The sequence below is a fragment of the Telmatocola sphagniphila genome (genome assembly GCF_018398935.1).
GTDB classification, from domain to species: Bacteria; Planctomycetota; Planctomycetia; order Gemmatales; family Gemmataceae; genus Telmatocola; species Telmatocola sphagniphila.
In genome coordinates, this window is record NZ_CP074694.1 from 6,353,761 (window position 1) to 6,366,917 (window position 13,157).

Annotated in this window: 13 protein-coding genes; 5 read left to right on the top strand and 8 right to left on the bottom strand. The window is 52.0% G+C overall.

Annotated elements, in window-relative coordinates:
* The first annotated feature begins 56 nt into the window (after positions 1-56).
* Positions 57-1,397 carry a DUF1501 domain-containing protein gene (locus KIH39_RS25430; protein WP_213496808.1) on the top strand — a complete coding sequence of 447 codons (1,341 nt, stop codon included), beginning with the start codon at positions 57-59 and terminating at the stop codon, positions 1,395-1,397.
* Between the two features lie 14 nt (positions 1,398-1,411).
* Here the strand turns inward: KIH39_RS25430 and KIH39_RS25435 are convergent, their stop codons facing one another.
* From KIH39_RS25435 to KIH39_RS25460, 6 genes are all read right to left on the bottom strand, one after another.
* Entirely contained in the window at positions 1,412-2,344 is a 933-nt protein-coding gene (locus KIH39_RS25435; protein WP_213496810.1) for an MBL fold metallo-hydrolase, read from the bottom strand.
* Positions 2,345-2,520: 176 nt separating this feature from the next.
* Positions 2,521-3,690 carry a PDZ domain-containing protein gene (locus KIH39_RS25440; protein WP_213496812.1) on the bottom strand — a complete coding sequence of 390 codons (1,170 nt, stop codon included), beginning with the start codon at positions 3,688-3,690 and terminating at the stop codon, positions 2,521-2,523.
* 48 nt (positions 3,691-3,738) lie between these two features.
* Positions 3,739-4,326 carry an anti-sigma factor gene (locus tag KIH39_RS25445; RefSeq protein ID WP_213496814.1) on the bottom strand — a complete coding sequence of 196 codons (588 nt, stop codon included), beginning with the start codon at positions 4,324-4,326 and terminating at the stop codon, positions 3,739-3,741.
* A 2-nt stretch (positions 4,327-4,328) separates the two neighbouring features.
* On the bottom strand, positions 4,329-4,910 hold the full coding sequence (locus KIH39_RS25450; protein WP_213496816.1) for an RNA polymerase sigma factor: 582 nt from the start codon (positions 4,908-4,910) through the stop codon (positions 4,329-4,331).
* A gap of 141 nt (positions 4,911-5,051) precedes the next feature.
* Positions 5,052-6,263 (bottom strand): cyanophycinase, encoded by a 1,212-nt coding sequence (locus tag KIH39_RS25455; RefSeq protein ID WP_213496818.1) that lies wholly within the window; start codon positions 6,261-6,263, stop codon positions 5,052-5,054.
* Between the two features lie 123 nt (positions 6,264-6,386).
* Positions 6,387-7,406 (bottom strand): NYN domain-containing protein, encoded by a 1,020-nt coding sequence (locus tag KIH39_RS25460; RefSeq protein WP_213496820.1) that lies wholly within the window; start codon positions 7,404-7,406, stop codon positions 6,387-6,389.
* A 181-nt stretch (positions 7,407-7,587) separates the two neighbouring features.
* Here KIH39_RS25460 and KIH39_RS25465 point away from each other — a divergent pair, with 181 nt between their 5' ends.
* The 3 genes from KIH39_RS25465 to KIH39_RS25475 are packed head-to-tail and all read left to right on the top strand — an operon-like array spanning position 7,588 to position 9,203.
* Entirely contained in the window at positions 7,588-8,439 is an 852-nt protein-coding gene (locus KIH39_RS25465; protein ID WP_213496822.1) for a DUF3472 domain-containing protein, read from the top strand.
* Between the two features lie 10 nt (positions 8,440-8,449).
* Positions 8,450-8,887: a 6,7-dimethyl-8-ribityllumazine synthase gene (gene ribH / locus KIH39_RS25470; RefSeq protein ID WP_213496823.1), complete on the top strand. Its 438-nt coding sequence runs from the start codon at positions 8,450-8,452 to the stop codon at positions 8,885-8,887.
* A 28-nt stretch (positions 8,888-8,915) separates the two neighbouring features.
* On the top strand, positions 8,916-9,203 hold the full coding sequence (locus KIH39_RS25475; protein WP_213496824.1) for a ribosomal protein L7/L12: 288 nt from the start codon (positions 8,916-8,918) through the stop codon (positions 9,201-9,203).
* 74 nt (positions 9,204-9,277) lie between these two features.
* Here KIH39_RS25475 and KIH39_RS25480 read toward each other — a convergent pair whose 3' ends face one another.
* Positions 9,278-9,742, bottom strand: a complete 465-nt coding sequence (locus tag KIH39_RS25480; protein WP_213496826.1) for a carbohydrate-binding domain-containing protein — start codon at positions 9,740-9,742, stop codon at positions 9,278-9,280.
* 352 nt (positions 9,743-10,094) lie between these two features.
* Here KIH39_RS25480 and KIH39_RS25485 point away from each other — a divergent pair, with 352 nt between their 5' ends.
* Positions 10,095-11,837: a PEP-CTERM sorting domain-containing protein gene (locus KIH39_RS25485; RefSeq protein WP_213496828.1), complete on the top strand. Its 1,743-nt coding sequence runs from the start codon at positions 10,095-10,097 to the stop codon at positions 11,835-11,837.
* 54 nt (positions 11,838-11,891) lie between these two features.
* Here KIH39_RS25485 and KIH39_RS25490 read toward each other — a convergent pair whose 3' ends face one another.
* Positions 11,892-13,034 carry a C2 family cysteine protease gene (locus tag KIH39_RS25490; RefSeq protein ID WP_213496830.1) on the bottom strand — a complete coding sequence of 381 codons (1,143 nt, stop codon included), beginning with the start codon at positions 13,032-13,034 and terminating at the stop codon, positions 11,892-11,894.
* Positions 13,035-13,157: the final 123 nt, after the last annotated feature.

Genomic DNA, 13,157 nt, shown 5'->3' on the forward strand with positions numbered 1-13,157 from the left:
CGCTGGATGACAAACGGATTTGCTGCTTCCGTTTCCAAGTTGCTGGAGGTCGAAATATGCTCTCACTGAACGGTTACGCGAACCGGCTTTGCGACGGCTTGACACGTCGCGAAATCCTAAAGGTCGGTGCCCTGGGCATGGGTGGCCTTTCTCTCCCCAATCTCCTGCGAGCGGAACAGGCTAGAGGGATCCTCAAGTCGCAAAAGGCCGTGATCATGATTTACATGGTCGGAGCGCCGCCGCACCAGGACATGTACGATCTGAAGATGGAAGCTCCGGTCGACATTCGCGGAGAATTTAAGCCAATCAACAGCAAAGTACCCGGCATACAAATTTGCGAATACCTTCCTAAAATCGCTTCGATCATGGATAAGTGCGTACCGATACGATCGGTCTACGGCTCGCCGGATGGCGATCACGATTCGTTTATTTGTTATACGGGTCGCTCGAAGAGGGATCTGGTGCCCGGTACATGGCCCTCTATTGGATCGACAATTTCCAAGCTCCTGGGACCTGCGAACGGATCGATTCCTCCCTTTGTCGGACTAGCGCCCAACGCGGGTCATCCACCTTACGGTTCCCCGGGACATCCTGGCTATCTGGGTGTCACTCATTCCGCTTTTCGGCCTTCCGGTTCCGTCCGAGAGGATATGAAACTGAATGGGCTGAACTCCAGCATGCTGGCCGATCGTAAACAGCTTCTGGCCAATTTCGATGGTATGCGTCGCGATCTGGATAATACGCAGACGATGAACGGCCTCGATGCCTTTGGCCGTCAGGCCATGGAGATTTTATCTTCCGCCAAACTCGCGGAGGCACTGGATATCTCTAAGGAACCCCAAGCCATTCGCGACCGTTACGGTAAAGGGGACTCCAAAAATTACGGGGATGGGGCTCCTCGCAATCCGGATCATTTTCTGATGGCACGCCGATTGGTCGAGGCCGGGGCGCGTGTGGTCACACTGAATTTCGGCCGTTGGGATTTTCATTCGAAGAATTTCAGCGAGTGCAAGGACACCCACTTCCCGATTTTCGACCGCTGCATGCACGCCCTGATTACCGATTTGCATGAACGAGGAATGGATAAAGACGTGGCCGTGGTCGCTTGGGGAGAATTTGGTCGGACGCCGAAGATCAATGCGGATGGCGGGCGCGATCATTGGCCGGATGTTGGTGGTGCCTTGATTGCCGGGGGTGGCTTCAAAACGGGCCAGGTAATAGGTTCGACAACCAAAGATGGCGGTCGGATCGCCAGCCGACCGGTGCACTTCGGCGAAGTGCACGCGACTTTGTACCATCACTTTGGAATCGATCCGCTGGCGGTCACGCTGCCGGATTACACCGGTCGGCCGCACACTTTGGTCGATAACTGGCGGGCGATGCCAGAACTGGTTTAACCGGTTTTTGCCCTTTATTTTTTCGGTAAAAGGGCGGCGTAAATCATGGTTACGAGCAGGTCGCCGGATACCGGGCCTCTGCCATATTTGATATCCAGGCGGGCTGTCGGCTTGGCTTCGACGATCTGCGGGAGAGTTTTCCCGGCTTCCATGAGTGGTTTGATCGCATCCCGAAGGGCTTTCAGCATATCCAGAAATTCCTTGAGTTCCGGAACACCGCATACTGCACCGTGGCCCGGGATGATTTTGGTATCTTTGTCGACCATCTTGAGAGCCTTTTCGGACGCTTGGATCATCCCTTCCAGCGTTCCGCCAGTCGATGTGTCGATGAATGGATAAGTCCCATTAAAGAACAGATCGCCCATGTGCAGTAGATTGGCTTTGCGGAAGTGAATCAGGATGTCCGTATCAGTATGGCCGTTGGGCAGATATTCGAGAGCCAATTCCTCCGGGCCATGATAAATGGTCATCGTGTCTTTGAACGTTAGCACGGGCCAGGCAGCTTCCGGTGAAGCCGGTATTTTCATTTTAAAAAGTTCGATATTTTGATCCGCGGCCAATCGCTTGCGAGTATTTTCGTGAGCGACGATAGTGATTCCCGATTTAGCGAGCGCTTCATTGCCCCCGGCGTGATCGAAGTGCCAGTGAGTGTTCACCACCATTTTCAGTGGTTTAGTTGTGATCGCCGAAATACTTTTCCCGATATCGTTGGTTCGTCCGGGAACTCCGCAATCGACGATCAAAACACCTTGTTCCGCTGCCGAGATGGCAATGTTACCACCGGGACCGGTGAGGAGGTGAACGTTATCGCGCAAAGGCGAAGTGACAATCTTGGCCTCGTCGAAGGCCGAGGTTACCGGTTTTTTGTCCTGAGCGAAAAGAGGCTCGCCGAACATTCCGGTAAGCAAGGTGCCGCTGAATAACTTCATGAGATCGCGTCGGTCCATGGAGATTCCTATTTGCAGAACGAATTGGTGAATAACTTCCTTAAATGATTCTAGGCAAAGCCTGTCAGAAAGGGTGTGGACTCAAAAAACGCGAATGGGGACAAGAAAACGATTTGTACGGATTCACTCCGTTTTGAAGGAATCCGCACGGATTGATTATTAAGGCGGCGGGGATATTATTTCTTCTCGCGAAGCGTCTTATTCAGCTGCTCTATGGCCGTATGTAAAGCTTTAATTTCTGCTTTTAGAGACTCCAATTCCTCATTGGATTTGGCCGTTTTTTCCTTTATTTGCTCCTGAAATTTCCCAAATTGTTCTAGGAGAATCGCGTCGCGAGTGCCTTGAACTTTCACAGTTTTTTCCGCCAGGGTACTGGTGGTATTTGTTGCCTGAGTTAAAGCGCGGTAGTCATTGGCGTAACGATTACCTTGAATGTAAGAAGACCATAACTTAAGCCTAAGATCCCCTAAGGAAGGATCGGCTTCCGCGCTGGTCGGCTCTGGTGTTCGAAGAGCAGGCGTGATGGTAACGGAGTTAGCATTACCATCACGCAGGTAGACCAGCGTTGTTGGTTGATCTTTCGTCGCCTGCACCTGTGCAGACAAGGTCTCAGAGCTGCTGATTCCTTTCTTGCCGAGACTAAGAATAATGTCGTGCTTTTTGAGGCCTATCTTTTCGGCGGGACTGTCCTTAACAACTTCATTGATAACGACACCTTCATTTGCAGGGACTTTCAACTGAGTGCGCAGCACCTCTTCAATCGTGGAAATTTGTACCCCGATATAGTAATCTTTTTTCTCGGAAGGAACCGAGCCAAAACTGACGCTGGAAACCGGCCGAATGGAAATGGAGATTGCTTTTCCATCCCGTAAGAGTTTCAAAACCAATTTCGCTTCCTTGGCTGCTTTAAGTATTTCTGTTAAGTCATTTGCCGAGCCCAGTGGCTTATCGGCGAGGGTAAGCAATATATCATTGTCTTTCAAACCGATCTTTTGAGCCGGACCTTGATCGTCTAAATTGTTGACCTGTAAGCCTTGACCTGAGGGGATTTTGAGTTGCGCCCGGGCCGTATCGCTGATGGGCGAGAGCGAGGCACCATAGATATTTCGAATTTTTACCAGAGCTCGATCATACAATACCTCGGCTAACTGCACCTCCGCTTGCTTGTACCGCAATTGTGCGTTAAGTTGAGCTCTCTCCATTTCTCTCTGTGCTTGTAAACGTGACTCAATTTGATTGACAATCTCGGCTGTCTGGGCCCAGACGGATCCAGAATTCAAGCAAAATGCAACCGCCATTCCACAAAGGGATCGCAAAAATAACGATCGCCCAAATTGATAGCGCATGGTCAATACTCCTTAAGTTTCGGACTAAATTAAAAAATTGTTTTCGGTTCAATAAGTTCGGTTGCCGGGGTGGTGCAGATAGACTTCCTGCACAGGAACAGTCACTGTCCGCCCATCCTGCATTTGCAAGGTGAGTTTCCTCTCCTGTAACTCCGTGAAAAAGCCTCGCTCGGCCCAGAGCCTGGTCAACTCCGCCAATTCCTTCGATGTTTGCGGAGTCGAAACTGGTACCGATTCCGAAGGCTTTTCCAGCGGAGTGTTCTTAACAGTAATTTCGCTAGGTGTTTCAACGGGTTGTTGAACCACTTCCCGGGCGGTCGGCTGAATCGAATGGCCGAGATAGAAAGTTAATAACAGACTGGCGGCGAGTAGTGCGACACGAGGAATAAATCCCCACCCAAACTTGGACTTCGTCGATTTGGCTGGCATAATTTCCTGCCGCGGCGCTTCAGCTACTTCTCTAAAGGTCGCTCGCCAGGTCTGAGCTTCCAGGAATGTCAGAGCGCAAGTTCGCCAGCCGTCGGGTTCTATCTCCAACCTTCGAAGTAACGCCTGGCGATCTTGTTCAGGTAACTCACCATCGACCAGTCGATCAATCAGTTGAGATAGTTCCAAGTTGTTTTTTTTTGCATTCATATCTATTCCGCCGAATCCATTGCATCGCTAGCCAGGATCGATTCGCGTAGCCGTTGTCGGGCTCGATGCAGTCGTGTTTCGATACAGCTTTCGCTCACACCCAAATGCAGCGACAGTTCCCTGTAACTCCAGTCCTCGGTGTACTTCAACAAAAGTATCTGAGCATCAATCGCACTCAACTTTGCCAAGGCCTTCCGAACCAGAATTTTGCGTTCATCGCTGAGCAGCAAATTAAGCGGATCGGGTTTTGTACTCGCTTCATCACTTCGCTCCCGCGCGAATCCGCCGAGAAATTTCCGATACCGGCCCATTCGTCGTCGGTACATGAGGGATTGACGCAAAGCGACGCGATAGAGCCAGGCCCCCACCCGAGAGGGATCGCACAGGGGCGTCTTGTGCGAGATGGCCGCGAGGGAAACCTCCTGCATCACTTCTTCCACCGCTTGCCAGATACCCAGGCGCGCGAATAATGAAGTCCGCAGCCATCGGTCATGTTGGCTCAAAGCCCGCGGCCAATCGATACTGACTGCCGCCGGGAAGGGCGAACAGTTTTCTGCCTCGGTTGGAGTCGGGTTCTTGGCCATGACTAAGAGAATACTTGCCGGCCAATTGCAAATCTTGCGGGAAATGGAAAAGAAATTTTTGGAATGAGAGATTGGGCGATCAACAGACTTCAAGGGGAGCAACGCAATTTTGAGCTTAAGTCAGAAATTGATTTTGCGAAATTACTTCAATACCTTTCGTTCTTTCAGATCGTATTTCGTGCCGGCAGGGTAAGCTTCGTAATCGGGTTCGCCTTCAACGACCGGTTTGCGACGATCGTAAAAATGCACTTTGCCTTTCCCCATAATCTCGGCCGTGGTGCCTCGCACGATGATGGCGGTCGCTTCATCCAGTCCGATTCCAAGATATTGCGGGTAAGCTTTCATGAAGCCGGTCATATCTTTGAATCGATTCCGAGCAGTAAAGTGTTGGTCGATGGCTGTGCCGGGCAGAAACGCCAGAGCCCTCTCGTACCCCTCGCACATCATAATATTTGGACCAGCCGGCGCGCCGCGCACCATGTAATCTCCCTGGATCGTGGCACCGGCCGAGGATCCGCCGATTACGCCGCCCCGTTTGAGTACTTCGCGAAATAGATCGGGAAGTTTAGTACCTTCATAAGCGTCCATGAAATTCCACTGCCGGCCGCCGCCGAACCAGATGCCGGTCGCTTTCTTGAGTATTTCAAGTGTCTTGGGATCTTCCAGATCCTTCTGTTCGCGAAAGGGGATGACGTGAACATTTTTTGCACCGAGCTTTCGCATGAAAGTTTCTTCGGGCTGAGTTTTAATAGGGTCGGGCATCGAAATTGGCAGGAAAACGAACTCGCCATCCGAACCGCCGCCGGCTTCGACGAACGCTTTCGCGATTTCCGTCGGCATACCGCCCCCGCCGACGATCACCAGGGTGCCGTTGGGGACGTTCGGCACAGGAACTTCTTTGGGTGGGTAGGGGGAACCGGCTAAGCGATCCGCCGCGCAGCGCCGCATTTCGTTGTAATCGGCCGATCTCTTCCCCTCAAGATCGATATGGCGAGCTTCTCGATTTTTGGATTTTGCGAGTCGAATTGTGATCTTCCCTTTGCCCACGTTGGTCATTTTACGGGAGTCAATCAGAAGATAGGCTTCCGAAGGAATGTGTATTCCGACGCTGCCCGGCTTCGGTTCCTCGGTCACTTTATTCAAGAGTTGCAATCCCGCCGGGAGCCGGCCTTTCTTGACATCCACTACCGTCAGCATTTCGCCGTCGAGCAGATCTTTGGGCTTTTCTCCATTCAACAGCAGGAATTTGCCTTTCAGTCCATAGGGAGATAGGTGCTCGGCCTGAGGACTCGCGGGATCTTGGGAAAAAGCGGGACTAACGAATAATAGCAACACCAGGGGAAGAATGCGCATAGTGACTCCTGCGGTGCATGAGAAACGGCATCGAATATCTTAGTGAGGCTGGGGAGTAGGAAAAAAATGCGGAATGCAATTCTCATGACCCTTTCATGGAAAGAGTCAGGGAAGAAGAAAAAATCAGTCGCCGTAGCGGGATTCCACGCGATCCAGTAATCGATCTTCGAATTTGTCGAGTTCGGTATCCGTGGCTCGCGGGGGCTCGACGGGTGGTCGAGCGTGCTGATTCGGGCGAGGGTTGGGTGCCGGATTTCTTTGCGACGGCGGCGGATTAACTCCCGTGCCGCGGGGGGCCACTGGGGTGGTGGGACGAGTTGGCCGCGGGCCGTTGCTCTGAACGACCGGTTGAGGCAGAATAATTCGCTCTTGCTTCATTTCCTCGCCAAAGCGAGTGACCACATAGGTGCCGCTGGTTTTGTGTTTCTCCAGCTCAATGAAGCCCTGCTGCGCGGCGTCTTCCAGCAGTGCTGTGAAAGTTCTATAGCCGTGATATTCTTCGTTGAAGCTCGGCTTCTTCCGCTTCATCGTGTCCTTGATCATGGAAGACCATAGGACTTCCTTATTTTCGCGGCGAAGGGCCAGAAGTGATTCCATGAGAAGGCCCATAACCTTCTTTTTGCTTTCCGGAATCGATTGGCTTAACGAGGCCGAGAGGGTCGGCTTATCGAGATCGTCGTAATAGATGAATTCATCGCAGTTGTCGCGCAGAAGGTCGCTGGTAGCCTCGGCCAAACCGATACCGATAACATGCTTGCCGAGTTCCTTGAGCTTGGAAACCAGTGGTGAAAAATCGCTGTCTCCGGAGACGATACCGAAAGTGTCGATATGGTCCTTGGAGAAGGCGAGATCCATGGCATCGACGCAAAGTCGGATGTCGGCTGAGTTCTTACCGATCTGCGAGCGCTTGGGAATCTCGATCAACTCGAAGGCGGCTTCGTGGAGCATGCCGGTGAAGTTGCCGAATCGAGACCAATCGGCGTAGGCCTTCTTGGCTACGATCTTGCCCTTTTCCACCAGCCGTTCCAGGACTTTGGAAACCTGAAAGGTGTCTCGGCGGTTCTTAAGGCCGATACCGATATTTTCAAAGTCCAGGAATACCGCCAGCGTACGCTCGCCATCCGCCATTCGAGGTGATTTCACAGCATATCTCGTCGAGTGATTGACTTCTGCCATTCTACAAAAATTTGATGGGTTTCATCAATGTTCCCGGGCAGGAATTAGCGAAGCCGCACTTTTCGGGGAACGCTTAATCGATTCGACGGGAGTTCTTCAGGGGCTACAATGGCTACTTCTGGAGCGGAATGCCATATAAGGAAGTAGCGTGATACGATATTTGGTAGTACTGGCAGGACTGCTATCTCCCGGCTATGTGCTGGCCCAGGGAAATTCCACGGAGAGGAAGTATATCTCGACTCCCTGGCATCTGGTCGACACCTGGTGGGATCTCGGCAAAGAAATGCCGTTCGAGAGCTACAGCGTCGATGTTACCCTCAGCGATACGGTTAATCCGAAAATTCCCTTGTATATCGCGCCTATCGGACTGGGGCATTTGAACAAAATCCCCTTTTATGGTGGAATCCAGACTCAATTGGATGGAAATACCAAAAAGGACACCCGGCTGCGCAAGCTGGGACCTGGATTTCTCTTTTCAATGTGGGAAGAACGTCGGCTCGAGGCAATTCGCCCGGCGGACGGCGGTTTCTGCCAGAGTTCCGGCCACGAAGGAGATTTCGTCAGTGTCCGCCGACCTTATGAGTGGACGAAAGGGAAATATACCTATCGTCTCACCAAAATGGATAAAGAAATGGTCGATGGCCAGCCCGCCACCTGGGTGGGAGCATTCGTCTACAGCCATGAAAAGGACGAAAATATTTTCGTCGGGGCGCTGCGGTTCAAAGGGGAAAACCTGGTCCTGGATCGCAAAGTCGCCAATTTCGTGGAAATCTACGGACGGGTAATTCCCACCACCGATATCCCCCACGTGCAGATTACTTTCGGTAACCTGAAAGTGAACGGTGAAAAAGTGCTTAATCCTACCGCCAGGGCCATTTATCCCAAGGGAGTGCCTGATTTTGCGGAGGCGACAACCGTGGGTCAATCGCTTCAGGTCACGCTGGGCACGGAAGTAACCAATCGCGAAAAAAGAGACATCAAATTACAATTCAAGGATTGAGACCGAATCTATGAGCCTACTTCCGACTCGAATTTCCATCCTGGCGGCGGAATTCAATAAGTCGATCATCGACACAATGATTTCAGAAGCTCAAAAAACCGCTCGGGAAGCTGGGATTACGGATATTCGCGTTATCAAAGTTGCCGGCTGCTACGAAATTCCCTTAATCGCGGAACTGGAACTGTCGCAATCCGATACCGGTATCGTGGTCGCGCTGGGTTACATCGAACGTGGGGAAACTCTGCATGGCGAGGTGATGGGAAACGTGGTGCATCAGGCCTTGGTACAGTTGCAATTGAAGCATCGCAAGCCGGTGGGAATCGGAATTATCGGCCCGGGGGCGACCGAAGAACAGGCGCAGGCCCGCAAAGTTGACTATGCCCAGGCAGCAGTTAGGGCTTCGCTTAAGAACTGGTCGCTCCTTCAGGGAAGTCAGAAAAAATCGTGATTTTGGACCTTCGAAGAAAGAGTGCAGTATGGAATGGAGCTATATCCTCCTGGGCGCTATCCTCTTCATAGCGGTTAGTTCCTACGGGCAGTTGACCTTCCGACTTGGTCGGTTGGAGAAGAAGCTCAACCTCTTATTGGTGCAATCGGGCATCGATCCGAATATCGGCCCTGCACTTTCCGAGAAGGTTCAGGAAATTGCCAGAGATCCGAGCCGGAAGATTGAAGCCATCAAAGCCTACCGGGAAGAAACGGGCGTTGGACTGGCGGAGGCCAAAGAGGCGGTAGAAGAATTTATGCGGGGCAGTAATCGGTAGGGGCTGCGCGAATTGAGTGAACTCACAGGCGGCTGGTTAGCTCACCTGTGAGGCAGGACGGACTATCGTTCGATTTATTTGGCCTTTTCAACCTTCACCGAGTGGAGGTAAAAGTTCCTGTCGTATTCGTTCTCCTTGTATTCATCGTTGGTGTAGATCACGCTCAGGCTTACATCGCCCTTTTTCAGCTTGGCGGTCACTTTGTAATCTTTCTGGCTTTCTTCTGGAATTTCCAGATTCTCCTTGAGAGTATCCTTGTCGGCTTTGAGAGTGATCAAGGCACCCTTCTTCATGGCTTTGTCGCACGAGGCGCCGAGCGTTATGGTGTATTCGCCATCTGCAGGTACTTGGATTTTCAGGATGGCCGAGCCGTTGACGTAGTAGGAGATTTTGCCATCGTCGAATTTCAGGAGATCGGTTGAGGCTCCATTCGCTGGCTTCAGTTCCGCTTTGCTGAGATCGACCATAATGGCCTCCTCTGCTTTGGTCGAAGCTAAACCCAAAAGCATCGCACAGCACGTAATCAAAAATCGCTTCATAAACGTCCCTCAGAGAGAAGTGATTCGGAGAATCACTCAGAGATGGTTGAACCTGCAAGAAGTCTAGTAACTCAGGATGCGAAATACCAGAAAAGAGTCGAATTAAGGGATGGAGCGAATGACGGGATTTGGCTTTACAGTGATCGAAAAAAGTTGCGGAAGACTCTCTCGAATCACTCAGCGGCAATCACTCTTTGCTGGGCTAGTAAAGCGAATTTTATTTTACATTGGGACTAAAACGCAAAAATTTCACCCGGGGCCTAGAATAACCGGAAAAATTCATAAAAAAGAAGCTCTGGAATCCGCCCAAGTTCCTGATTATGCCTTCTTCTCCCGTGAGGTTCAGCACAAGATGCTTTCCATTTTTCGCAAGCTGTCTTTAGCAGGCTTGCTCCTAGTAACTGCTAATTCTGCAAGTAAAGCCACGGACTACACTTGGAATGGTACTTCCGGAAATGGCACTGCTGTCCCCAATCAGGCCAACTTCAGTCAAGCCTCAAATTGGCTGGGTACGGGAGCTGTGCCGGTCAGCGATGTGAATAACACCCAGCTCTATTTTGGTGGGCCAGGTACTTACACGAACATCAACTGGGATGCAGGTCCGTCTTTCAGTGCTTATTCGTATATCGTCAATAATCAGGCACCGGGGGACTACAACCTCAACGCAAACACCACAAAGAATCTCGGTATTGGTGCGGGGGGCATCGCGATTCAGTCCACGGGGACGAGTTCTAACTATCGTCAATTCATAATCGGGAATGGCTTTCTGGGATTGACCGCGGAAGCCACGCAAACCTGGTCGGCTTCTGCTGCCTACTCAATTATCAATGTTCAGGGCAGCTATAACAATGCGGGCTTCAATACGACGCTCAGCACCGGGTATAACACCTCCTCCATCGTTTTCGGTCTGGGTTCCGTCATCTCCGGCAGCGGGGGCCTGACGGCGACCGGGCCCGGAACTGTTCAAATCCAGGGCACCTCGAATACTTACACCGGCAGCACAATCGTTCAGGGCAATGCGATTCTCGATATTTACAATATCGCGAATGGCGGTTCGGTCAGCTCGATCGGGGCCTCCGATTCCAGTGCCAGCAATCTGGTCCTCCTCGGTGGAACGCTGCAAATTCGCCGGCAGGATCCGGTAAACGCTACCATGTCATCGGATCGCAGTTTTTCCGTGGCCAACGGATCCAGCACGATCCTGATCGATGCGAATTCCTATTCCAGCTTTTCTGTATTCCTGACGGGAAATCAGACCACGATTGCTACTGGCAGTACCCTGGTGAAATCGGGTAACGGTGATCTTTACCTGGGATCGATCAATGCGGCCAGTTCTTCCCCGACAGGGTCCATCGTAGTCACCGGTGGCACGCTTCACATTAGCGGAAATACTGTAAATGCGAACTTAACTGTGCAGGGAACGACCGGGGTGCTGGCCGGAGGTAACACAGGCGGTCAAGGCTACAACGGTACCATCTACCCCAATGTCGGAAGCATCCCCGCTTCGTACTACAGTCCCTCGGCTGGTGAAAATGTCATTTACGGGACGGTCTATGTTAACGGTGGCACGTTGGCTCCCGGGAATATCGGATCGGGTGCCTCCAACCATCTGACAATGAGCGTGGCAAACAGCGTAACTTTCGCGAATGCGAATGCGACCTTTGCCGTGGGGCTGGGCGGCAACTCACCCCAAGGAGGTTCCGGCTCGGATTTTTACAGCCAACTCCGCGTTTACAACTCCGCGGTCTCGCTGGGAAATGCAACCTTGCAGGCGATTCTCTACTACACGCCAGGTGTCAACGATCAGTTGTACATCATCAACAATCGCGGGGGCACCACGACTGGAACTTTTAACGGCTTGCCCCAAGGCGCGACCATCACGATCTCTGCCGTCGGGGCGGCGGCCAGCGCTTATACGGCACAGATTTCCTACACGGGGAATGAAGCTCTGGGCACTCTAACCGGGGGTAACGACGTGGTTCTGTATAACTTCAGCCCGGTTCCTGAACCGGCCATGCTGCTGTCGGTTGTGGCCCTGGGAGCTGGCTTCTTTGGGATCCTGCGCCGTCGTCGAACAGCCACCGCCTCGATCTGACCGAGCATTCGCAAATTCGAATTTCCAACGGCAGATTCCGATCGGAATCTGCCGTTACTTTTTGGGCAGTGGCTTGTTCGTTTGATTCAGAAGCGTTTCGTAAAGTTTTAAGAAGTCTTTGAGCGGTACGGAAAAAACACCGGAGACGGTGGAGTAGCCGAACTTGATTCCGTCCGGCCCTTTGGGTTCCAGTTTATTGCCCCAAGGATTCCAGAGTGTCACCATATCCGTGGCAGTGTTGTAATCCACAATCCCGTAGGCATGTCCCGTGGCGATACCGGGAGTCGCGTCCTCCTTTTTAGTATGCGAAGTCGTGGCACATGCGATGATCTTATCCTTGTGCACGGCCGTCAAAACGCGGCGCACCTCGGCCTCCACTTTTGCACGCTCTTTCGTATCCGCCGGCTGCAGATGAGTTGATTCCACACTGTGCCCGGTCAGCATCTGAATGATTTTTGCCGTGGTGCCGCCCGAACTGATCAGGTCCATGGCGACCGCGGATTTCTTTCCCGTCAGCGTCCTCAACTCCATGGCGCAAGCTTCTTCCATCATATTTAGCCAGAGACCTTGCTCACCCGCTGAAGAACCGAGTGCGATTTGCACCTCGGTCAGCTTCGGCACGCGCACCGGTTTCACGCCCGGAAAGTTCACCAGACAACTGCCGTCAATAATTTGATCGATCATCCCCTTCAGTCGATTGGGATGCTGAGTGACGAATATCCCGATGGGGGCAATGACGAAGCAATCGCCCAGCCGACCCTGGCTGATTCCCTCTCGTTTGGGGGCATCTTTAGCGAAGAGTTCCTTCGGGGCATTCTGAATGTGTTTTCGATAGCGGGAAAAGGCCTGCTCCAGATTTACGGGTTTTGTCAACTGATCGCGCCGTTCGTCAGAATCCATGATTTTGCTCGTTTGAAGCAGTGCGGATTCCTCCACGGAAGTGACATTATTCTGGGCTCTAAAGTAAAGGTGCAAGGCCGCGACAGCCGCGGCGTCATCGCCATGAATCCGAGGGTTATTCACGAGAGAATTCACTCGATCCGCGGTGATTTTTCCCGTGGGTAGATCTTTGGTCCAACTTTCGTAACGGGCTTTTAGAACATCCTCGAAGCTAACCTTCGGTTCTTTCGCGGCCTGAGCATAGAGGAGGCTGGGATAAAAAACAAATAGTAATGCCAAAGTAGGAGACAGCTTCATGATGTCCTCGACGGAAAATGGTCAGGAGCAGCCGCTTGAAGATTCGGATTCCATTTGATTTCGGCGGGCCGTTATTCGAGAACGATTTAATTTCGTTTACTTGCGAATTAACTCGCCGCTGAG

What these genes read in the sequence shown, in the direction of transcription:
- KIH39_RS25430 (WP_213496808.1), top strand. Translation starts at nt 57, where the DNA reads ATGCTCTCACTGAACGGTTACGCGAACCGGCTTTGCGACGGCTTGACA.
- KIH39_RS25435 (WP_213496810.1), bottom strand. Translation starts at nt 2,344, where the DNA reads ATGGACCGACGCGATCTCATGAAGTTATTCAGCGGCACCTTGCTTACC.
- KIH39_RS25440 (WP_213496812.1), bottom strand. Translation starts at nt 3,690, where the DNA reads ATGCGCTATCAATTTGGGCGATCGTTATTTTTGCGATCCCTTTGTGGA.
- KIH39_RS25445 (WP_213496814.1), bottom strand. Translation starts at nt 4,326, where the DNA reads ATGAATGCAAAAAAAAACAACTTGGAACTATCTCAACTGATTGATCGA.
- KIH39_RS25450 (WP_213496816.1), bottom strand. Translation starts at nt 4,910, where the DNA reads ATGGCCAAGAACCCGACTCCAACCGAGGCAGAAAACTGTTCGCCCTTC.
- KIH39_RS25455 (WP_213496818.1), bottom strand. Translation starts at nt 6,263, where the DNA reads ATGCGCATTCTTCCCCTGGTGTTGCTATTATTCGTTAGTCCCGCTTTT.
- ribH (WP_213496823.1), top strand. Translation starts at nt 8,450, where the DNA reads ATGAGCCTACTTCCGACTCGAATTTCCATCCTGGCGGCGGAATTCAAT.
- KIH39_RS25475 (WP_213496824.1), top strand. Translation starts at nt 8,916, where the DNA reads ATGGAATGGAGCTATATCCTCCTGGGCGCTATCCTCTTCATAGCGGTT.
- KIH39_RS25480 (WP_213496826.1), bottom strand. Translation starts at nt 9,742, where the DNA reads ATGAAGCGATTTTTGATTACGTGCTGTGCGATGCTTTTGGGTTTAGCT.
- KIH39_RS25485 (WP_213496828.1), top strand. Translation starts at nt 10,095, where the DNA reads ATGCTTTCCATTTTTCGCAAGCTGTCTTTAGCAGGCTTGCTCCTAGTA.
- KIH39_RS25490 (WP_213496830.1), bottom strand. Translation starts at nt 13,034, where the DNA reads ATGAAGCTGTCTCCTACTTTGGCATTACTATTTGTTTTTTATCCCAGC.